Genomic DNA, 21,576 nt, shown 5'->3' with positions numbered 1-21,576 from the left:
TCCGCCATTGCGAAATAGCCCACCGGATGGAGCTGAATCGGCACGCGTCGCAGGCCGCGATCAGCCCTCCGGCGATGCGCTTTCGCCGGTGGTGGTGGCCGTCGCCGCGCTGCCCGCAGGGGCCGGATCGCAGGAAAAGACCAGCCTTTCGTTCGGCATCTTGGGCAGCAGCGCGCGGATCGATTGCTGTGCATCGCCCCATTCACGCGCGGCATCGTCGCCCGCGCCGCAGGCCGGTGCCTGGAAATCGGCACGCGCCTTGCGTGCGGCATCCATCGTCGGAAGATCCACGAGATAGCGGTCGACGGTATAGACGCGCCCTTGCGGGTTGTAGCGGTTGACCGAGATCGTCTGGTCCGCGCCGTTGATCTGGATGCGGGTCCAGTCGCCATCCATCAGGCCGAATTGCGTCTGTTCGTTCACGCATCCATCCGGCGACCAGTCGAGGCGGACCTCGTTCGTGGCCGACACGGTCACGCGGCTGCGTTCGGGGCGGAAGCGGCAGACGAACCGTCCCTTGTCGACCAGCGAATCCGGCGGCGTCACGTCGGGCACTTCGGCCATGGCCGCGCGTTCGGCCTGTGCCGCACGTTCGACGATATCGTCGACGCTGGGCCGCGAGAACCATGCCGCCAGCGCGCCGACCAGGCAGAGCAGTGCGAAGATCGCGCTGGCCGCGCCCTGTTCCTGTTCCTGCCGCGCGTAGAATCGCATCGATACCGCCGCGCTCAACACCATGAGCGCGAGCATGAGGCCCGAAAGCGCCATCAACGTCTCGCGGTTGTCGATCGTTTCCAGTTCTGCCCGGCGCGAGGCGCGTTCGGCCTTCAGGCGGCGTTCGGCGGCGACAGCCTCCAGCCGCGCCTGTTGCGCCGCGGATTCGCGCAGGGCCCGCGCGCTCTCGTCGGCATCGAAGGCGGCAAGGCTCTGACACGGGAGCGCCGTGGTATGGACCGACACGCCCGCCTTGCGCAGGAAAGGGGCCAGTTCGCGCATCGAAACCGCGAAGTAGAATTCCGAATCGGAGCCGTTGTCGCTGATCGTGCCGAAACTGTTGACGCCGACCACGCGCCCGCAGGCGTCGAGCAGCGGGCCGCCCGAATTGCCGGTGCCGATGGGGGCGGTATGGAGCAGCGTATCGAACTGGGTCGACGTGCGTCCGCCCGATACCTGTCCGCGAGACTTCACCGGGGCCTGCGGCGAGACGAGGCCATTGAGGCCCAGTCCCAGCGCCTCGTCCACATTGGCGGGATAGCCCACGGCGAAAACGTCCGCACCGTCCTCCACCACGCCGGTATAGAGCGTGGCGACGGGCAGGCTGGCATCTTCTGTCAGTTCGATGAGGGCGAGGTCCACATCGCTCGACACCCTGACGATTCGCGCGAAATAGCCGGTTCGTCCCTGCGCGGGCACGACGCCTAGGCGAAGGCGGTCATCCTCCAGCAGCGGGGCGAGGACGTGGGCGTTGGTGACGATGAGTTTCGGCGTCACGGCAAAGCCTGTGCCGTGGCCGATGACGTCGTAGCCCGACGAATCGCGGAGCACGATGACCACGCGCACCACGCTGCGCGCGGCGGCGTTGATGTCGGCGCTGTCGGCGCGGGCCGGGGCGGGTGCGGCCATCTGCATCGAGCAGGCGAGCAAGAGCGCGCACAGCACGAGGCGAAAGGCCTGCAAGGCCTTGGCGGGGAGGGGGAACCGCGAACCCATGACGGCGCTGTTACCCGATCCTGAGCGCGATGGCAGGGGGAATATCGGTTTTGCACGCAGGTTTCGGGATGCGCGTGGCATGGCTGCCGCGTTAAGAGGGGGCATGACGACGACCGCAGACCCCCTGCCGCTGAGCGAGACGGAGGCGCTTGCCGCCTTTGCGCGGCGCGATCGGGCCTACGACGGGCGATTCGTGGTCTGCGTCACGACGACGTCGATCTACTGTCGCCCGTCCTGCCCCGCGCGGCGGCCGCGGCCGGAAAACGTGCGGCTTGCCGCGACGAACGAGGCGGCAGAGGCGATGGGCTTTCGCCCGTGCAAACGCTGCAGACCCGACGAGGCGGCCCGCGATTCGCATGCCGTGGCGCGCGCGATCGGATTGATCGGCGATGCGGACGCGCGTTTGCCGCTGGTCGATCTTGCCGCGGCTGTCGGTTATTCGCCCGATCATTTCTCACGCGTGTTCGCGCGGGCCACGGGCATGACGCCCGCCGCCTATGGCCGTGCCTTGCGGATGGAGCGCGCGCAGGACGCTCTTGCGAGCAGTGACGTAACCGGCGCGATCCACGAGGCCGGGTACGGTGCAGCATCGCGATTCTATGAAAAGGCGAGGGAGAGAATGGGCATGGCACCTTCGGCATGGGCCGACGGCGGCAGGGGCGTGACGATACGCTGGGCCGTGGCGCAGACGAGCCTCGGCCCGATGCTGGCCGCCGCGACCGCCAAGGGCGTGTGCCGCCTTTCGTTCGGGGAGAGCGAGCATGACCTGCGCACACGGTTCCCGAAGGCGGACCTTGTCGAGGGCGGAGAGGATTTCGCGAGGCTGTTCGCCCGCATCGTCGCGGCGGTGGAAAAACCGGGCACGCCGTCCGACATCCCGCTCGACGTGCAGGGTACCGCATTTCAGGAACGCATTTGGGCCGAACTGCGCAAGATACCGGCCGGTGAAACGCGCACTTACGCGCAGCTTGCCGCTGCCGCCGGAACCCCGAAAGCCGTCCGCGCAGCGGGCAGCGCCAATGGCGCGAACAGCGTCGCGGTGCTGATCCCGTGCCACCGCGTGATCCGTTCGGACGGGTCTGTCGGCGGCTATGCCTATGGCGAGGCGATCAAGCGCGAACTGCTCAAGCGGGAAAGCGAACGCTGATCTTTCAACTCCTTGGCAGTTTCGCCATCTTGCGGATGTCTTCCAGCAGCTTGCGGTCCGTCGTCCACGCGTGAGGCGAGAAGGCCGAGATCTTGGCAATCGCGATCGCAGGCTCGAACTGGCCAAGATCCGCCAGGTCGCGAGCCAGCGCATTGCGGATTTTCTTGCTTTCGGGCGCAAGGACGTAAGCCTTGCGAAGGCCCATGTGCGCCACCTCGGGCATTTCGTCGCCTGAATCGCGATAGGCCTTGTGCCAGAGGTAGAGCGGCAGCGGATCTTCCGGCGAAAGGCGGTTGGCTTTCACAAGGTATCCGCGTGCAGCGCGCCACTGGTCGTCTTCGCCCTTAGCGGCCTTGTGCATCAAGATTTCGCCCTTCAGCGCATTGGCGCGAGGATGGTCGGGCATTGCCGCCAGCACAACATCCACCTCGCGTTCCGCGTCGGCATAGGCCCGCGCCTGCTCTGCGCGAAGCTTTGCCTTATCGGCAAGGTCATATTCCTTGATGTTGTAGGCGATCGCCTCTTCAAGGTCCTCGATCTTTTCGGATTTGGGCTCCTCTTCCGCAAGCGTGCGGCGCAGTTCCTCAACGTATTCGTAGATTTCGTCGACGAAAGTCGCGTGATCGTGGTGGGCCTTTGCAAGGGCGAACTTCACGCGCGGTTCGCCCGGATACTTCTGCTCAAGCTTTTTCAGCAGCCGGATCGGTTCGTCCTGCCTCATCTCCGATCGGCGAAGCAGGTCTATCGAGATAAGCTCCTGCTCCACCGGATCGGGCAGCGAAGTGGTGATTGCGGGCGCGGGAAGGTTAGTCGTGTCGAGGATGCTGAACTGCAGCTTGCCCCTGCCATAGTGGCCGACAGCATCGGTCAACCGATCCAGATCGCCCAGCGCCTTCGCCGCTTCCTCCAGAGACTTTCCGTTGCGGAAGTCGTCGAGATAGGTGGCAAGCCTGTGCGCGTAGCCCGGGTCGGACTGCAGCATGTGAAGCAGCAGCCAGCCGCGCGAGTAGGAGGTGTTATCTCCCTGCTCCGCCAACAGGAATTCCGCGACAGAATCGCCGTCGTGGTATTGCAGGCTATAGGTGCGGTGGTTGGCGGGGCGGCCTATCTCGATGGTGTCATCGCCAATGACGGTGGTTGAGTAGAACTCGGCAAAAGCTTCCGAATACCACGCCGGAACCGCGCTGTTGAAATTGCGGTACATGAAGTGGTGGGCATATTCGTGATAGAGGATCGAATTGCCGTTCAGGCGATAACCGGTCTTGATGCGTGAGTTACGGCCGACTGCGTAAGTGCCGTATTCGTTTGCCGTGTAGAATCCACCCACACCGCTCCACGACAGCTTCTCGACATCGCGACTGCTGTCTACCAGGTAGATGGTGGGCCGGTTCGGATTGCCCGACCGTTCGATCCCGTGAAGCTGGTGCAGAAGTGCGTCGAACAGCTCCAGCTCGCGTGCAAATGCGCGGACCCGGTCTTCCTTGCCTTCGGAATAGACAATGAAGTTTTCGGTTTCCGCCTTGTGCCATTCGGCCGCAGCGGGCGAGGCAAGGCCGAGCGCTGCCGTGGCCGACAGAAGAAACCCATGTATTCGATGCATTTTCGCGACCCCCAAGTCTCTTGGGGCATCTTGCCTATCTGTCCCGGCCGATCAAGAACTAGCCGCGCGCCCATCCACCCTTTGCGGGTTTCAGGTCGTCCAGAACGGCCTTCGCGCTGTCGAGGTAGGCCTTCTGCTTGTCCGGCTTCATCCGGTCCCACGTTGCATATGCGCGCCCGATGCGGTGGTTCGATTCCAGCAGAGCGCGATTGCGGACGAGAAAGTCCCAGTAGAGCGGGTTGAACGGGCACGCCCCTTTGCCGGTTTTCTTCGAGACCGAATAGGCGCAATCGCTGCAATAATCGCTCATCTTGTTGATGTAGTTGCCGCTCGCCGCATAGGGCTTTGACGCAAGCCGGCCCTTGTCGGCCCACAGCGCCATCGCCGCGACATTGGGCAGTTCGACCCATTCATAGGCATCGGCATAGACGACGAGGAACCAGTCCTCGACCTCTTGCGGCTTCACCCCCGCGATCAGAGCGAAATTGCCCAGCACCATCAGCCGCTGGATATGGTGGGCGTGCGCGTTCTCCCGCGTCGATCGCACGCAGTCTGCCATGCAGCGCATCCCGGTCTCGCCGGTCCAGTAGAACTCGGGCAGGGGCCGCGTGGCGTTCAGCGCATTGGCCTCTGCCAGGTCGGGCATTTCCAGCCAGTACATCCCGCGGATATATTCGCGCCAGCCGATGATCTGACGGATGAACCCTTCGACCGCGTTGATTGGGGCCTTGCCGTCGCGATAGGTCTGTTCGGCCCGACGGCAGCACTCCAGCGGGTCGAGAATGCCGAGATTGATCGAAGTCGAAAGCAGCGAATGGAACAGGTCATCCGACCCGTGGACCATCGCGTCCTGATACGTGCCGAAGTCGGGCAGACGCTCGGTAACGAATGCGTCCAGCGCCCGTGACGCCTGATCGGCTGTGACGGACCAGCCAAAGTGGTCGAGTGAGCCGAAATGGTCGGCAAAACGCCGCTCCACCATATCCATGACATCGCGCGTGACGTCGTCCGGTTCGAACTTGGGCGCGGGCGGCGGGTCCATGTTCTTGTCGGGCGAGGCGCGGTTGTCGTGGTCGAAATTCCACTGGCCGCCTTCGGGCTCGTTGCCGTCCATCAAGAGGCCGGTCTTGCGCCGCATTTCGCGGTAGAAGTTCTCCATCCGTAGCGTGTCGCGCGACTGGGCCCAGGTGTAGAATTCGTTCAGGGAACAGACGAAGCGATCATCGGGGATGATCTCCATCGGAACGGGCAGGGGACCTTTAAGCCCCTCCAGCGCTTTCAGCACGCGCCATTCGCCCGGCTCCACGATGCGGACTTCGCTTGCGCCGTGCCGTTCCACCGCGCGGGCGATCTCGCCGGTGAAGGAGCCGGTGTTTCCCTCGTCTTCCAGCGCGATGTAGTCGACCGCCCACCCCGCATCGCGCAATTCGGCGGCAAAATGGCGCATGGCCGACAGGATCAGGGCGATCTTGGCCTTGTGGTGTTTGACGTAAGTGGTCTCGTCCGCGACCTCCATCATCAGGATGACCGTGTCCTTTTTCGTCCGCCCTCTCAGGCTGGCAATGTCACGGGTCAGCTGATCGCCAAGGACAGGTACAAGAACGGGGCCGGGCATGACCTGAGCAACGCACGAACGCGCCCAAGGTGTCCCGGCCCCGTCAACGGCCTGTTGATGGTCGGCCGTTCAGCCGGTCAGGATTCCTTGGCCTTGCGTTCGGCCTCGGCCATGAGCTCGATGAGCTTGTCGCGGGCTTCCTCGGTCTTCTGCTCGTCGATCAGGTCGATCACCTGGCCCAGCTTGTTGTCTTCCTGGTCGCCGTGGAAGCTGAACGCGATTGGGGCCAGAACCGTCTTGGCGAGCGGGCCTTTCAGCTCGATCAGAAGCTGGCGGGCCAGGATCATGCGATAGGCCGCGTCGAAAGCCGCATCCTCGAACACCGATTCCAGCGCGACGATCGCATTCTCGGTCGGCGCTTCGCCGGCGCGGCGATACGTCTCGTAATAGAGGATCAGCGGTTCGGGGTTTTGCGGATCGAGCTTGTTGGCCATGGCCAACGGCTCACGCGCATCGGCGTACATGGCCATGTCCTTGGCCTCGTACTCCGCACGGCCCATGATCGACTTGGCCTTGTACAGCCATGCCTGCGACGAGTTGGGATCGAGCGCCAGCGCGCGCGCCACGGCGCGGTCGGCCTCGTCGTAACGACGCGCATCGACGAAGGCTTCGGCGGCAGCGATCTGGACGAAAAGGCTGCTGGGATATTCTGCCGCCTTGGCCTCGATGCTGTCGGCGACTTCCTTTGCGTCCTTGCGGTCGACCCCGCGCCTGGAACGCATGTAGAGCTTGATGACCGATTCCTCCGCCGGGGTCAGCTCGCGCATTTCAACTGCCGGGGCGACATAGTCGGCGGGCTTGATGTCGAAACCCGGCAACTTGCCCAGCTTGGCCTGCCGCTTGTAGGCGTCGACTTCGTCCTGCAGCTTGTCGAGATCGCCGAAAGCTTCTTTTGCGGCGGTCAGGCCGTCCTGCCCCTCGCCGATGGCCTTCAGGTATTGGAACAGCTGCGGACGGCGTTCGGGATTGAAGCTGAGGTAGTGCGCGACCATCCAGCCGGTGCCGTAGAACTGGAACCGATCAAGGCCCGAGCGTTCGTGGTTCTGGTCGAACATCTGCTTCAGCGGGAAACTGCGCAGGTTGTAGATCTGGAACGAGCGGTACTGAGGCGGGTTGCCCAGGTGGAACGTGCCGTCGTCGTAAAGCTCGATCGTGGCGTAAAGCTCTGCGAACGCCTCGATGTACCAGTCGGGATAAGTCGCCGGGAACGTCTGCAGCATGAAGTGGTGGACATATTCGTGCTGAAGGATCGAGCGCGGATCAATCTCCGCCTCGGTATTGCGGGCGCGCTGACGGATGGAGCGGATGTCGGTGATGTCTTCCTGCACCGGCGTAAAGGCGACGGGCGCACCTGCGCGCGGGATATAAAAGCCCGCGACGCCCGAACCGGGGGCACCGGCCAGCTTGGCGATGCCCGACACGCGGCCTTCGCGGAAGATCGTGACCTTGTTCGCGTCGCTCAGTTCCTCTTCCGGCTTGACCGGCAGGGCCTGGATCGTGCGCAGCGCGTTATCGAACCGTTCCAGTTCGCGCGCGAAGGCTTCGGTGTCGTCCTTCGAATCCTCGGAATAGATGATGAAATGGTCGGTTTCGGCCTTCCACCATTCTGCATGCGCAGGCGATGCGGCCAGCGCGGCGATGGCGGCCGTTGCGGCCAGAGTGTTGCGGATGCGACCCAGAACTTTATTCATTTACCCCTCTTTCGGCCCACCGGCGTCATCCGGCCAGGCCTCACCTTCGTTTCGACAAACCCCTTACCGCCGTGCCATGGCCGAGAGGCCCTGTACCGGCGATGAAGCGATTTCATACGAAACTGTATGGATCAATGTCGACCCCTATGCGCACACCCGGTGCAAACTCCATCGGATCGAGCCATTCGCGGATGGTCTGCTGTAGCGCCGCGCTGCGCCGCGCGTTGATGAGCAGGCGATAGCGATAGCGCCCGCGCAGAAGCGATAGAGGGGCAGGCGCGGGGCCGAAGACGGCCAGATCGTCCAATCGCGGTGCGGCCCGGCCGATGTTCTGCGCAGCTTCCCGTGCTTCGGCCTCGTCCTCGCTCGACACGATGATCGCGGCCCATCGACCAAAAGGCGGGGCACCTGCGTGGCGACGGGCATCGGTTTCGGCGGCGTAGAACGCGTCGCGGTCGCCGGCGGCCAGCGCGGCGATGACGGGAGCATCGGGATGGCGCGTCTGGATCAGGACTTCGCCGGGTTTCGATGCGCGGCCCGCGCGGCCCGCGACTTGCGCGATCTGCTGATAGGACCGTTCGGCGGCTCGCAAGTCTCCGCCTTCGAGCCCAAGATCGGCATCGACCACGCCGACCAGCGTAAGTTCGGGGAAGTGGTACCCCTTGGTGACGAGCTGCGTGCCGACGATCACGTCGATCGCCCCGCTTTCCGCCGCATCGACGAAAGCGGCGATCTTTTCGGGATTGGACAGCGTGTCGCTGGTGACGACGGCGGTGCGCGCGTCGGGGAAAATCTGTGCAACTTCGTCCGCGATGCGTTCGACGCCGGGGCCGCAGGCGGTGAGGCAGTCGGCTTCGCCGCATTCGGGACACTGGCTGGGCGAGGGCACTTCGTGGCCGCAGTGGTGGCAGGCCAGCCGCTTCGACAGGCGGTGTTCGACCAGCCATGCCGAACAGTTCGGGCACTGGAACCGGAACCCGCAATTGCGACACAGCGTCAGCGGCGCATAACCGCGCCGGTTGAGGAACAGCAACGACTGTTCGCCGCGTGCTAGCCGTTCCTCTATCCCCGCGACTAGCGGCGGGGCGAGCCAGCGTCCGCGCGGCGGCACCTGTTCGCGCAAGTCCACGACCGCGATTTCGGGCAGCGATGCCTCGCCAAAACGGCTGGGCAGGTCGACTTTCTCGTAAACGCCCGCCTCTGCCATTTGCAGACTTTCCAGCGCGGGCGTTGCCGATGCCAGCACGACCGGGATCTGTTCGAACCGCCCGCGCATCACGGCAACGTCGCGGGCGTTGTAGCGCACGCCGTCATCCTGCTTGAAACTGACCTCGTGCGCTTCGTCGACAATGATCAGGCCAAGGTTCGCATAGGGCAGGAACAGCGCCGACCGTGCTCCGACCACGACTTGCGCGCCGCCCTCTGCCACCTGCCGCCAAGCGCGGCGGCGTTCCGATTGCTTCTGGCTGGAATGCCAGACGACCGGCGGGACCCCGAACCGGCTTTCGAAGCGTTTGAGGAAATTCTCGGTCAGCGCGATTTCAGGCAGCAGGACCAGCACTTGCCGACCCATGCGGATCGCCTCGGCCACGGCCTCGAAGTACGTCTCGGTCTTGCCAGAACCGGTCACCCCGTCGAGCAGGAAGGGCGCGAACTTTCGGGCCTTCACCGCTTCAACGAACCGGTCCGCGACGCCAGTTTGCAGGTCGGATAAGGTGGGGGCGGCATGATTGGGGTCGGCAGGCGGATAGGCGCGGTCGATATCGACGACGACCGGCTCCATCACCCCCGCGTTCACCAGCCCGCGCAGGACGGCCTCGGAAACGCCCGCAAGATCGGCCAGTTCGCGGATCGTCCCCTGTTCGCCATCGAGTGCGGAAATCGCGGCATCGCGCTGCGGTGTCAGGCGCGATGGCATCACGCCGGTCAGGCGGTATTCGGTGATCGTGCCCCCGCCGCGCAGGGCCGCGCTTGACGAAAGGCTCATCCGCGCGACGCTGGCCATGGCGGCGCAGTAGTATTCTGCCGTCCACTCGATCAGGCGGCGCAGCGGCGCGGGCAGGGGCGGGACGGGCAGGACGTCGAGGATTGGGCGCAGGCGCGCATCAGGAACCTCGGCGCCCGGCAACCGTTCGCTTTCCCAAGCAATCCCGAGCACTTGCCTCGGGCCCAGCGGTGCCACCACGATGCTGCCGGGTTCGACATGCAGATCATCGGGCACGCGGTAGTCGAGCGGGCCTAGCGCTGCGTTGAGTACGAGGAGTCGGACACGGTTCATGAGCAGCCTTCTATATGGGCGCTGCCGTGGCTTGCGACACCCCGGCGCGTCCCGCCAACAGGAGTTGTCGTCATGAATCTGCCCCCCGCTTCCAATCGCCGCGCTTTCCTTGGCGGCCTTGGCCTTTCCGCTGCTGCCCTGACCCTGCCGGGCTGTGCCTCCTATGGCGGTTTCAGCTTTGCCGAGGCGATCCGCCGCCTTCTGACGCTCTCGTCGGAACGTGCGTTCGATCGGTTGCTCGCCCAGAACGGTTTCTACGATAGCCAGGTCGCCCGGCTTCAACTCGACCAGTTCCTGGGCGCGCGTGGCGGCATCCTGTCCTCTATCCTCACGTCTGGCTTGGTGAAGGACCGCCTGTTCCGCGGCCTTGCCGATGTGGCCGCCAGCGGTGCCGAACGGGCCGCTCCGGTCATTGCCGACACGATCCGCGTGGTCGGCATCCAGAACGCCGCTGCCCTGATATCCGGACAGCCGACCGCGGCCACCAGCTTCCTGCGCGCCAACATGGGGCAGCGCCTTGTGGACGTGATGGTCCCCGAAATCGGCGATGCGCTCGACCTCGTGTCCGATCCGGTCGTCGGGCCCGCGCTATCCGCGCTGGCAGGCACGAATCTCCAGAACGTGGTCTATGGCCTGACCGACGTTGCCGAAAAGACGATCTGGACCGAAATGGGCAACGAAGAGGCCTTCATTCGCGAAAATCCACGCTCGACCAACGATCCCGTCCTCATCGGCGTATTCGGCGTGGCCTGAACGGCCGGGTATCGCCGGTAATCTTGGCAAACTGGCGTCCTTGCCGGTTGCAAAGTCGCCGATGCGGCGGCAAGGCAGGCCCCAGCAAATCGGGTCATCGCGCACTTGCGGCGTTTCTGCGCCGACAGGGCCGCGATGACCGCCATGAAACGAGTGAGCGCACCCATGAAATTCTTCGCCGACACTGCCGAAATCGCCGACATCAAGGACCTTGCCGCCACCGGCCTGCTGGACGGGGTGACCACCAATCCCTCGCTCATCGCCAAGTCGGGTCGTGACTTCATGGAAGTGACGAAGGAAATCTGCGACATCGTCGATGGTCCGGTCAGCGCCGAAGTCGTCGCTCTCGACCACGAAACGATGATGAAGGAAGCCGAAGTCCTGCGGAAGATCGCGGACAACGTCTGCATCAAGGTCCCACTGACGATCGACGGCCTCAAGACCTGCAAGGCGCTGACTTCGGACGGCACGATGGTCAACGTGACGCTGTGCTTCTCGGCCACTCAGGCGCTGCTGGCCGCCAAGGCGGGCGCGACGTTCGTGTCGCCCTTCGTGGGCCGCCATGACGACAACGGCGTCGACGGCATGGACCTGATCCGCGACATTCGCCTGATCTACGACAACTATGCCTTCGCGACCGAAATCCTAGTCGCTTCGGTTCGCCACGTGACCCACGTGCTTGAATCGGCGCGTATTGGTGCGGACGTGATGACCGCGCCGCCCGCCGTCATCAAGAACCTGGTGAAGCACGTGCTGACCGACAAGGGCATCGAAGGCTTCATGGCCGACTGGGCCAAGACCGGCCAGTCGATCCTGTAAGGGAACGGAAAGCCGCGCGAATTGGCTGATCAGTCTCCTCTCGACAAGTTCCGCTCCGCGCTGACGGCGGCATCGCGCGCCGTCTCGCGGGAGGCGGAGCTTGAGATTAACTGGACTTCGGAAAGCCCGAACCAGGCCGGCAATGTCGTGCGCGTGCCGATGCCGGGTCGCAAGCTTGAGGAAGGCCCCGTCGCCGCCGCGCGCGGCGTGGCCGACAGTTTCGCCCTGAAGACCCGGCACCACAATGCCGCGCTGCACCGTAAATCGCGCCCTGTCGAACCGATTGCGGGGCAGGTTTACGACACGCTGGAACAGGTGCGGTACGAGGCGCTGGGCGCGAACGCCATGCAGGGCACGCGCGCCAATCTTGCCGCCGCGCTCGACCGCCGTCTTGCCAGCGACCCGATCCTGCGCGCCGACAAGCGCGAGGACGTGCCGCTTGCCACCGCGCTCGCCCTTATGGCGCGAGAGGCTCTTACGGGCGAAGCACCGCCGGAAAATACGCTGGCTGGCCTTGAATTGCGCCGTGCCGGGATCGAGAGCGCGATCGGCGACGATTTCGCGCAGCTTGCCGAAGTGCTGGACGATCAGCACGCCTTTTCGCGCAAGATGCTGGGCCTGCTCGAACACCTCGAACTGGTGGCGAGCGAGCCGGAAGACGCGTCCGAGGACGACGGCGGAGACGAGCCGGAAGGCGAGGACGAGACCGAGAACGACCAGGAGGAAGAGCAGCCCAGCGATTCCGACGGCCGCATGGAAGCCGCGCCCACCGAAAACCCCGACGGCGAGAGCGAGAGCGAGGACGGAGAGGCCGAGGGCGAGGAAGGCGACAGCGACTACGAACCGGGCGAGGGCGATCAGGAAGGCATGATGCCGGTCCGGCCCAACCGGCCGTGGACCGAGATTCCCGACGACTTCGACTATCGCGCCTTCACCACCGATTTCGACGAGATCGTCAGTGCCGCCGACTTGTGCGACGAAGAGGAACTGACCCGCCTTCGCACTTATCTCGATGCGCAATTGAAGGGTCTGCAGGGTGTCGTCACCAAGCTGGCCAACAGGCTTCAGCGCCGCCTGATGGCGCAGCAGAACCGGTCCTGGGATTTCGATCAGGAAGAGGGCCTGCTCGATGCCGCGCGGCTGGCCCGCGTCGTGATCTCGCCCGGCCAGTCGCTTTCCTACAAAATCGAGCGGGACCAGGAATTCAAGGACACGATCGTCACCCTTCTGATCGACAATTCGGGTTCGATGCGCGGGCGGCCGATCTCCATCGCTGCGATCAGCGCGGACGTGCTGGCCCGGACGTTGGAACGCTGCGGCGTAAAGACCGAGATCCTCGGCTTTACCACCCGCGCGTGGAAGGGCGGGCAGAGCAGGGAGCAGTGGCTGTCGAAGGGCAAGCCGCAGAACCCTGGTCGGCTCAATGATCTGCGCCACATCGTCTACAAGCAGGCGGACGAGCCCTGGCGCCGCGCGCGCCGCAACCTTGGCCTGATGATGCGCGAAGGGTTGCTGAAGGAAAACATCGACGGCGAGGCGCTCATGTGGGCGCACTCGCGCATGCTGGCGCGGCCAGAGGATCGCCGCATCCTGATGGTCATTTCCGACGGTGCGCCGGTCGACGATTCGACCCTGTCGGTGAACAACGCGGGCTATCTGGAACAGCACCTGCGCAAGGTGATCGAATGGATCGAGAAGAAGAGCCCGGTCCAGCTCGTCGCCATCGGCATCGGGCACGACGTCACGCGCTATTATCGCCGCGCGGTGACGATCATGGATGTCGAGCAGCTTGGCGGCACGATGATCGAGCAGCTGGCGGGACTTTTCGAGGACGACTGATCCCGTTCGGCGGGTGATAACCTGCAAAATTTCGCGTATTCCGTAACATTATTGCGCACTTTCGACTGGCAACTGTGCTAGGTGTCACAGAGTCGGAAGGGACGGTCGGGCTACGGGAAGCCCTGCTGGAAATCGGTGTTAACCACTGTGTTTGCGGCAAGACCATTGATGTGGGGGATTTATGATGCGGAGCGAGCATTCGCTTTTCGGTCGTCGGGCCGTTCGTGCGGCATTCGTGTTGGCGGGGATTTTTGCCTCGGCCCAGCCTGCTTTGGCCGAAACATCGCCCCTTTTGGCCGACAGTTTCCCCGTCGGCAGCGGCGCAGAGGCGCTGTGCCAGGTGCAAAGCCGCGGTGACAGCCCGCTTCTTGCCAGCCCGTTCGACCGCGCATGGGCCGTGGTCTGCCGCGATACCGCGCTTCCCGTGGCGCGCATCTATGCCCTGCGCGATGAAGGCGCGATCGGCCGGATCGCCGCCAACCGCGCCGATTTCACTTGCCCCGAAGGCACGCCGGAAGTCCCCTCTACGATCGTGGCCGGCGCGACGCAGCAGCAGTGCTTAGGCTCGCGCACGGGCCTTCCCTATACCGTCGTCACGCTCGGCCATGGCAAGGCGACCTGGGTGGCCGAGGGTTACACCGCATATGAAAGCGCGCTGGAGCTGGCGCTGAAGTCGCTTCTGGAAGATCGCGTTGTTCCCGGCGAAGTCACGGTCGCCACGGCGTCGGTTGCCGACAGCGAAGCCTTCGCCCGCATTCAGGCCCAGACGCTGGACCCGCGCGCCGCGCTGGCCGAAGGGTATCGCCGGAACAACGCGGGCGACTATGCCGATGCCGCCGCGTTCTTCGAACAGCTGGGTATGCGCGACACCGATGACGTCGGCGCATCGCAGACCGAATATCTCGCCAACACCGCTTTGCAGCGGTCGAACCTCGGCCAGTTCACCGAGGCGGCAATCCTTTTCGCACAGGCCGATGCACTGCCCGCGACGGACCCCATCACGGAACGTAAGCTGCGCAACTTCGAGGCGATCAACGAGCTGAACAAGGGCGACTATGCCGCGGCCATCGAACGGCTGGGACGTCCCTTGCGTATCTCGCTGGCACCGGGCGGGGACGAACTGCGACAGGGCCTGACGCTGACGGGCCCGCTCGTCAATCGCATCAACGCGGGCGACCCGATCCTCGAAGCGCTGGGCATGGTCGACGATTTGAAGCTCAGCGACGTCGAGCTTGCCACGATCCTCGACGCTCAGGCCGATCACTTGCGCGGTTCGGCACTCTATTACCTTGGCCGGACGGCAGAGGCGGAGGTCGCGCTCAATGCCGCGCAGCGCAGTGTCGTCGGCGTGCGCAACGGGCGCGTCGTGTCGATCATCCGCATGCGCGGCCAGATCCTGGCACAGCTTGCCCGCATGGCCGAAGATCGCGGCGATAACGGGCGGGCCGAAAGCCTGCTGCAATCGGCGGTCGACATGATCGCGGTGCAATATCCCGAAACCCGGAGCCTTGCCGCCGCGCAGGCTCAGCTTGCCGCCTTCTATGCGCGCCATGGCCGCGTGGCCGACGCATCGACGCTCTACCGCCAAATCGTTGAGCGTTCGCTTGAACGGACGGATGGTCTCACCGGGCTGGCCAGCCAGATGGCGCCGTGGTTCGACATCCTTGCCGCGCGGATGGACAGCGATCCTGCCGCTTCGGCTGAATTTCTTGCCGCGGCGCAGATCCTGATGCGTCCCGGCGTTGCCGATACGCAGGCGGTCCTGGCGCGCGAACTTTCGGCCGGAGACGACGAGGCCGCCCGCCTCTTCAGGCAGTCGGTCAGCCTCAACCGCTCGCTCGAACGCCTGCGCGTGGAACGGGCGGCGCTGGCCCGGCTGGAGGGAGCCGACGCGCGTCCGCAGCAGCTTCGCGCGGTCGAACGCGAACTGGCGAAGCTGGAAGAGCAGGCGCAGAACACGACCGTCGCGCTCAACTATTACTCGCGCTATCGCGCCGTGGCGCAGCGCCATATCGGCGAAAGCGAGCTTCAGGACGTGCTGGCGCCGGGCGAAGTCTATGCCAAGCTGGCGGTGCTGGACAACGATGTCTTCGTCTATGTCGCGGGCACCGACTTCGCGACCGGCTACCGCGCCGGTGTCGGCGGGCGGGACATGGCGGCACAAGTGCGCCGGATCCGCGACACGATTTCGAAGTTCGAGGACGGGATGTACCTGACCGGGCCGTTCGACGTCGAAAGCGCGCGCCAGCTCTACGTCTCGCTGTTCGGTCCCGTTTCAGACCGGATCAAGGGTGCAAGCCACGTCATCTTCGAACCCGATGGCGCGATGCTGCAATTGCCGCCCAATCTCCTGATCGCCGACGATGCCTCGCTTGGCGAATACCTCGCCGCGATGGAGGCACCCGACGCCGATCCCTTCGACGTTTCGATGATCGACTGGATGGGCCGCGACCGCATGGTTTCCACCGCCGTTTCCGCCCGCGCCTTTGCCGATGCGCGCTCGTTGCCGTCCTCGGATGCGCCGCGCAGCTACCTGGGCATGGGCAACAACGCGACAGTGGGTGAAACGCCCGCGGGCTTCACCGGCATTCGCGGCGCGTCGGGCGTGACGGCACAGGATTGCCAATGGCCGCTGGCCGAATGGAACAACCCGATTTCGGCCGAAGAACTGCTGACCGCGACGACACTGGTCGGTGGCGGTACTGACCTGATGACGGGCGCTCAGTTTACCGATACCGCGATCAAGTCGCGTGATGACCTGTCGAGCTTTCGCATCCTGCATTTCGCAACGCACGGGTTGGTCACGCCTCCGGGGCCCAGTTGTCCGACGCGTCCCGCCCTGCTGACCAGTTTCGGCGCCGATGGTTCGGACGGCCTGCTGACGTTCTCGGAGATTTTCGACCTTCAGCTCGATGCCGATCTCGTCATCCTTTCGGCCTGCGACACGGCGGCTGCGGCCGACGTAGCGACGACGCGCGCAGCGGGACTGGGTTCGGGCGGCGGCACCGCCCTCGATGGCCTGGTGCGCAGTTTCGTTGGCGCAGGCGGACGCGCGGTGCTGGCCTCGCACTGGCCTGCTCCGGATGATTTTGGCGCGACGACGAAGCTGATGGAAGGCCTGTTCGAAGGTCAGGGGCAGACGCTGGGCACCGCGTTGCTCGATGCGCAGCAGGCGTTGATGAACGATCCGCTGACCTCGCACCCCTATTACTGGTCGGGCTTTGCCATCGTCGGCGATGCGGCCCGCCCGCTGCTGAACCTGGGCGGTTGAGACGAGGAAGGCGGCTGGATCGAAAGGAGCGGAAGGCGCGATGCCGGATACGCAGACACCGATGAGCGAGGCGGACATCCGGCGCAAGCTGGGTCGTACGCTGCGCCAGCTCGGGTCGACGCGCGCCGTCATCGCCTTGCTGCTGATGTTGATCGGCGTGATCATCGCCTACGGCAGCTGGAAGCTCCCGCTGCTGCGCGATGCCGAACGCGCGCTTTACGACGTGAGGACGGTGACCGCGGCAAGGGCGGTCGACACCGATCAGCGCATTGCCCTTGTCGTCTATACCGATGACACCAACCGGGCGACGGGCCAGATCTCACCGGTGGACCGCACAGTCCTGGCCGAAGCGCTGGCCAACATGGATGCGATGGGCGCGCGGGCCATCGGCATCGACGTGCTGTTCGATTCGCCGCAGGATGACGACCCCCTGTTGAAGCAGGTCCTGTCGCAAATGAAGACGCCGGTCTGGCTGGCCTATGCCAACAATGCGACCAATCCCGACGCGATCACGTTCGAACAGCAGCAGGACCTCGACGCCTGGCATGAGGACGTGCGGTCCGATGTCGTGCGGTCGACCTCGATCCTGCTGGAAACGGACAGCGACGGCGTCGCGCGCCGCTGGCCGCGCCATTATCCCGGGTTGCCCCCGTTGATGACGCTTGCGCTCACCCAGGACGGGCCGGACGAGGCGCAGCGTTTCGAGGGCTATACCGGCCCGATCCGCTATCGCGTGCCGGTCAGCTCCGACAGGCCCGTGTTCGACAAGGTGCCGATCGATCTCCTGGCCGATCCGGCCACGGCGGAGTTCATGAGCGACCTGATCGCGGACCGCTATGTCATGATCGGCGGGGACTTTGCCGACTTCGACCAATTCGATACGCCCTTTACCCGCACCGGCAATCCGGTGACGGGCGAGTTGCAGACCATCGGTGTCGAAATCCATGCCCAGATGCTGGCGCAGCTGCTGGACCGCGAAATGCCGATGATCCTGCCGCGCTGGACGATATGGGTGCTGGCGGTTGTCGCGGTGCTGATGGGGGCGGGCAGCGCTGCGCCGCAAGGAGGCGGTCCGGCGGTGGGCCTGGCGATGATCCTCCAGTTCTCGATCTTCCTTATCCTGCCCTTCCTGTTCGAGAAGTGGGGCTACAACACGTATGAACTGCCCTCGATCGGGTGGGTCGGGGGTTGGCTAATGGGGTATCTCGCCGTTGCCTCGGCCTTGCGCGTGATCGGCCAGGCGGAGCGTGAATTCGCGACCGGCGCGCTGGGCAAGTATCTGCCAAAGTCTGTCGCGGGCGAAATCCTGCGCAATCCCGAACGCTTGCAACTTCACGGCGAAAAACGCGAGATTTTCTGCGTCTTCACCGATCTTGAAGGCTTCACCAAGCTGACCCACGCGGTCGAGCCGGAAGTGATCGCCAGCCTGTTGAACGATTACCTCGACCGGCTTTCGGCCGTGGTGCTCAAATATGGCGGCACGCTGGACAAGTTCGTCGGCGATGCGGTTGTCGCGTTCTGGGGCGCGCCGATTGCGAAGCCCGACGACGGGTATCGCGCAGCCATGGCGGCCTGGGCGATGTACCAGGCGGGCGAGCAATTTCGCAAGGCCGTGCCCGAAGGCGTGCCGCCGATCGGCCGCACGCGCGTCGGCCTGCATTATGGCGAAGCGATCGTCGGCAATTTTGGCGGGGAAGGGCGTATCCAGTACACCGCGCTGGGCGATGCGATGAACACTGCGGCCCGGCTTGAGGCGGCGAACAAGGCGCTCGACACGACCGTTCTTGTCAGCGCCGAAGTCATTGAAAAGCTGCGTTCGTCCGACATCGCCGACTGGTTCGTTCCGATGGGCCGCGTGACCTTGCGCGGACGGGCAACGCCGGTCGAAATCTTCGAGCCGCGACCCGATGCCAGTGTCGAGGACCGCGCATCGATTGCCGCGCTCGTCACGGCTCATGCCAGTGGCGATGCCGATGCTGTGAACCGCTTCACAGAAGAACTGGGCCGTATCGGGCAAAAGGAAACCGCGGCAGGCGATGCCGCACTGGCAGAGGGGCCGTCCGGTCCGTCAACGCTGGGAATACGTTCGCTGCAGAACCTTGTCCAAAGGCTGCGGCAGACAAGTGGAGGAGAAAGTTATGTCCTTGGTTGAGCGCAAGTTTACGCGCGGCCTGATCGGTGCCGCAGCGGTTTTCGCGGTGCTGGGAACGGCTTCGGTCGCGGCGGCCCAATCGGTGGTCCTGCGTGCAACGGGCCCGTCTTCGAAAAGCTATCCAGCGGGCAAGAAACTGCCGGCCAATAGCGAGATCGTGCTCAAATCGGGCGATGTCGTGACCGTGCTCGACAAGGCCGGCACCCGCGTTCTGCGCGGTCCCGGCAAGGTGAAGCTCGATAGCGCGGTCGTGCGCGACCGCACCGGTACGCAGCGGGTTGCCGACCTGGTTTCGGGCGGTACTGGCGCGCGGGCTCGTACCGGGGCCGTGCGCGGCGCAGGCAGCGGCGCGGCTTCGGCAACGCATACCGGCCCGACCAACATCTGGCAGATCGACAGCACAAAGGGCGGCACCTGGTGCGTGGCTGATCCGGCACGGCTCGTCTTCTGGCGGCCCGACCGTGTGGAGGCCGTGACCGGCAAGGTCACCGGCCAGTCCGGATCGTCCGATATCGCGTGGAAGCGCGGCAGCGCGCTGAAGCTCTGGCCGCAGGACCTCCCGGTTGTCGACAACGCGACCTACACGCTGGAAATGCCCGGCATGGCACCGGTGACGATCATCACCCGCGTCCTGCCGCAAGTGCCGACAGACGATGCGACGGCGGTGTTCTCGATGCTGAACGATGCCGGTTGCACTGCGCAGCGCGACCTGCTGGTCGAGGCGGCCTATGCCGATGCCGAGACGATGGCAGAGGCCGGTACCGAGACGAATGCCGAGGGCGATAGCGAGGGCTGATGCCCTCATGGGGCGCCCTTTCGCTGGGGGCGGCTACGAAATTTACGGGGAAGCGCGGAACTTGGGGCCGCGCTGCGGGAGGTACGATGACAAAAGTGAACACCGGGCGCGCGATTGCGGCAATGGCGCTGGCAGGCGCGGCGATTATGCCCGCCATCGCGCTGGCGCAGGCCGGTCCCGACGTCCCTCCGACCGCTTTGCCGACCCGCGAGGAGATCGAGCGCGGGGTGGTGCAGGGCGCGCTCAGCGACCTTAACAATTCGGCCATCGATCCGACCGTGGTGGAGCGTGCGCCTTGCCCGCTTGCCGCACCGGAATTCGCCGACATTTCCTTCACGCTGGGCAACGTGGTGTTCACCGGGCTCGAGCCGTTTCCCGAAGGCACCGACCTCTCCGGTGCGTGGTCGGGCATGGCGGGGCAGACATTGCCCGTCGCCGCGGTCTGCGAAATCCGGGACCGCGCCGCGACAATGCTGCGCAGCATGGGCTATCTTGCCGCGGTGCAAGTGCCGCCACAGACGATCGAGGACGGCACGCTGCGCCTCGACGTTCTGGCCGCGCGCATCACGCGTTTGCAGATCAAGGGCGATGCGGGGCCGAACGAAGGTATCCTGCTACGCTATCTCTCGCCGCTCACCGAACAGGCCGTATTCAATTCGGATGAGGCGGAGCGGACACTCCTGCTCACCCGCGATTTGCCGGGCGTCGATGCGCGCCTCGCCCTGCGGCCCGTGGACGGCCGCCCCGGCGAGCTGATCGGCGAGGTATCGGTGCGCCGCATTCCGTGGAGCGCGGATGCGCTGGTCCAGAATTTCGGCAGCAAGGCCACCGGTCCGTGGTCGATCCTTGGCCGCGTGCGTTTTGCGGGTCAGACCGGCATGGGAGATGCGACGACGTTGTCGCTGGTGCGCTCTGCCGATTTCGATGAACAGCTGGTCTTCCAGATCGGCCACGAGTTGCGCGCGGGCCGCAACGGATTGCGGCTGGCAGGCGATTTCACTTACGCCAAGACCAAGCCGACCGTTGGGGGGCAGAATCCTTTCGCGGCGGAAACCGTCGCCGGTACGATCCGCGCCGACTATCCGCTGATCCGCAGCCGCACGCGGAACCTGTTCCTGGGCGGCGGGCTCGACATCGTGGACCAGGACGTGAAATTCGGTAGTGCGACCCTGACCGAGGACAGGTTGCGCGTTGCATGGCTGCGCGCCGATTATGCGACGGTGGATGAATTGAGCGCGAACGGACGCGCCGGTTATTCGGCACTGGAACCGAGGCTTGGCGTGTCGGGCGGCGTCGAAGTGCGCCAGGGGCTCGATATCTTCGGGGCCAGCACCGATTGTTCGAAGAACTTTGCCAAGTGCCTTGCCCCCGGTGAGGATTTCACCAGCCGCCTGGACGGCGACCCGACCGCCTTCGTGCTGCGCGCCGATGCCAATGTCGCGTGGCGGCCCGATCCGCGTTTCACCATCGCATTCCAGCCGCGTGCGCAGTGGGCGCCCGATGCGTTGCTTTCGTACGAAGAGTTTTCCGGCGGTAACTACACCATCGGGCGCGGTTACGATCCGGGCGCGGTGTTGGGGGACAGTGCGCTCGGCTTCCGGTCCGAGGTTCGCTACGGTTCCGCCTGGCCCGAGGTCGCGGGCGGACACGCGGTTCAGCCTTATGCCTTCTTCGATGCGGGCTGGTTTTGGAACGAGGACAGCGGCTTCGACGATCTCGGCGCGGAAAAGCTGTTTTCGACAGGCGGCGGCGTTCGCGCCAATTTCATGGACCGGTTCCGGCTGGATGCGGCGCTAGCCGTGCCGCTGCGCGATACGCGGTTCGACGATGGCGCAAAGGGCGACTGGCGCGCACTGATCAGCCTTTCCGTGCTTCTTGCACAGTGAGGGGCGGGGATATGGGACG

13 protein-coding genes are annotated in these 21,576 nt (G+C 64.9%); 8 read left to right on the top strand and 5 right to left on the bottom strand.

The annotated features are described in order from the left end of the window. Positions 1-60 precede the first annotated feature (60 nt). The gene (locus FAX90_RS02845; protein ID WP_240704685.1) at positions 61-1,710 is read right to left on the bottom strand and encodes a S1C family serine protease; all 1,650 of its coding nucleotides are present in this window, start codon (positions 1,708-1,710) and stop codon (positions 61-63) included. Positions 1,711-1,813: 103 nt separating this feature from the next. On the opposite strand from FAX90_RS02845, the gene FAX90_RS02840 reads away from it, so the two are divergent. Continuing rightward, positions 1,814-2,857, top strand: coding sequence for a bifunctional transcriptional activator/DNA repair enzyme AdaA (locus FAX90_RS02840; RefSeq protein WP_144095344.1), 1,044 nt, complete (start codon positions 1,814-1,816; stop codon positions 2,855-2,857). A gap of 4 nt (positions 2,858-2,861) precedes the next feature. On the opposite strand, the gene FAX90_RS02835 is transcribed toward FAX90_RS02840, so the two are convergent. The 4 genes from FAX90_RS02835 to FAX90_RS02820 form a co-directional block, all read right to left on the bottom strand. Next, the gene (locus FAX90_RS02835; protein WP_144095343.1) at positions 2,862-4,457 is read right to left on the bottom strand and encodes a tetratricopeptide repeat protein; all 1,596 of its coding nucleotides are present in this window, start codon (positions 4,455-4,457) and stop codon (positions 2,862-2,864) included. Positions 4,458-4,515: 58 nt separating this feature from the next. Beyond that, complete coding sequence (locus FAX90_RS02830; protein WP_144095342.1) at positions 4,516-6,072, bottom strand: cryptochrome/photolyase family protein; 1,557 nt, start codon at positions 6,070-6,072, stop codon at positions 4,516-4,518. A gap of 77 nt (positions 6,073-6,149) precedes the next feature. Then, a complete protein-coding gene (locus tag FAX90_RS02825) occupies positions 6,150-7,763 on the bottom strand; it encodes a tetratricopeptide repeat protein (protein WP_144095341.1) in 1,614 nt (537 codons plus the stop codon). A gap of 112 nt (positions 7,764-7,875) precedes the next feature. Further along, positions 7,876-10,041 carry a primosomal protein N' gene (locus FAX90_RS02820; protein WP_144095340.1) on the bottom strand — a complete coding sequence of 722 codons (2,166 nt, stop codon included), beginning with the start codon at positions 10,039-10,041 and terminating at the stop codon, positions 7,876-7,878. Between the two features lie 72 nt (positions 10,042-10,113). Between FAX90_RS02820 and FAX90_RS02815 the strand changes: the two genes are divergently transcribed. From FAX90_RS02815 to FAX90_RS02785, 7 genes are all read left to right on the top strand, one after another. After that, complete coding sequence (locus tag FAX90_RS02815; protein WP_144095339.1) at positions 10,114-10,794, top strand: DUF4197 domain-containing protein; 681 nt, start codon at positions 10,114-10,116, stop codon at positions 10,792-10,794. Between the two features lie 165 nt (positions 10,795-10,959). After that, entirely contained in the window at positions 10,960-11,613 is a 654-nt protein-coding gene (fsa, locus tag FAX90_RS02810; protein ID WP_144095338.1) for a fructose-6-phosphate aldolase, read from the top strand. Positions 11,614-11,634: 21 nt separating this feature from the next. After that, on the top strand, positions 11,635-13,452 hold the full coding sequence (gene cobT, locus FAX90_RS02805; protein ID WP_144095336.1) for a cobaltochelatase subunit CobT: 1,818 nt from the start codon (positions 11,635-11,637) through the stop codon (positions 13,450-13,452). Between the two features lie 271 nt (positions 13,453-13,723). Further along, positions 13,724-16,723: a CHAT domain-containing protein gene (locus tag FAX90_RS02800; RefSeq protein WP_170234837.1), complete on the top strand. Its 3,000-nt coding sequence runs from the start codon at positions 13,724-13,726 to the stop codon at positions 16,721-16,723. 40 nt (positions 16,724-16,763) lie between these two features. Continuing rightward, the gene (locus FAX90_RS02795; RefSeq protein WP_144095332.1) at positions 16,764-18,875 is read left to right on the top strand and encodes an adenylate/guanylate cyclase domain-containing protein; all 2,112 of its coding nucleotides are present in this window, start codon (positions 16,764-16,766) and stop codon (positions 18,873-18,875) included. Beyond that, positions 18,862-19,671, top strand: coding sequence for a hypothetical protein (locus FAX90_RS02790; RefSeq protein ID WP_144095330.1), 810 nt, complete (start codon positions 18,862-18,864; stop codon positions 19,669-19,671). Before FAX90_RS02795 ends, FAX90_RS02790 begins: the two co-directional genes overlap by 14 nt. Before the next feature lie 86 nt (positions 19,672-19,757). Further along, positions 19,758-21,557, top strand: a complete 1,800-nt coding sequence (locus tag FAX90_RS02785) for a ShlB/FhaC/HecB family hemolysin secretion/activation protein (protein WP_170234835.1) — start codon at positions 19,758-19,760, stop codon at positions 21,555-21,557. Positions 21,558-21,576: the final 19 nt, after the last annotated feature.

Source organism: Croceicoccus sediminis, assembly GCF_007570835.1.
GTDB lineage: Bacteria > Pseudomonadota > Alphaproteobacteria > Sphingomonadales > Sphingomonadaceae > Croceicoccus > Croceicoccus sediminis.
Note: the sequence above shows the minus strand (reverse complement) of the source record. Positions and strands in the feature narration are given on the sequence as shown.

Bases quoted from the DNA above. Each gene is read 5' to 3' on its own strand.
- FAX90_RS02835 (WP_144095343.1), bottom strand. From the start codon at position 4,457: ATGCATCGAATACATGGGTTTCTTCTGTCGGCCACGGCAGCGCTCGGC.
- FAX90_RS02795 (WP_144095332.1), top strand. From the start codon at position 16,764: ATGCCGGATACGCAGACACCGATGAGCGAGGCGGACATCCGGCGCAAG.
- FAX90_RS02830 (WP_144095342.1), bottom strand. From the start codon at position 6,072: ATGCCCGGCCCCGTTCTTGTACCTGTCCTTGGCGATCAGCTGACCCGT.
- FAX90_RS02815 (WP_144095339.1), top strand. From the start codon at position 10,114: ATGAATCTGCCCCCCGCTTCCAATCGCCGCGCTTTCCTTGGCGGCCTT.
- FAX90_RS02785 (WP_170234835.1), top strand. From the start codon at position 19,758: ATGACAAAAGTGAACACCGGGCGCGCGATTGCGGCAATGGCGCTGGCA.
- FAX90_RS02845 (WP_240704685.1), bottom strand. From the start codon at position 1,710: ATGGGTTCGCGGTTCCCCCTCCCCGCCAAGGCCTTGCAGGCCTTTCGC.
- FAX90_RS02840 (WP_144095344.1), top strand. From the start codon at position 1,814: ATGACGACGACCGCAGACCCCCTGCCGCTGAGCGAGACGGAGGCGCTT.
- FAX90_RS02825 (WP_144095341.1), bottom strand. From the start codon at position 7,763: ATGAATAAAGTTCTGGGTCGCATCCGCAACACTCTGGCCGCAACGGCC.
- FAX90_RS02790 (WP_144095330.1), top strand. From the start codon at position 18,862: ATGTCCTTGGTTGAGCGCAAGTTTACGCGCGGCCTGATCGGTGCCGCA.
- fsa (WP_144095338.1), top strand. From the start codon at position 10,960: ATGAAATTCTTCGCCGACACTGCCGAAATCGCCGACATCAAGGACCTT.
- FAX90_RS02820 (WP_144095340.1), bottom strand. From the start codon at position 10,041: ATGAACCGTGTCCGACTCCTCGTACTCAACGCAGCGCTAGGCCCGCTC.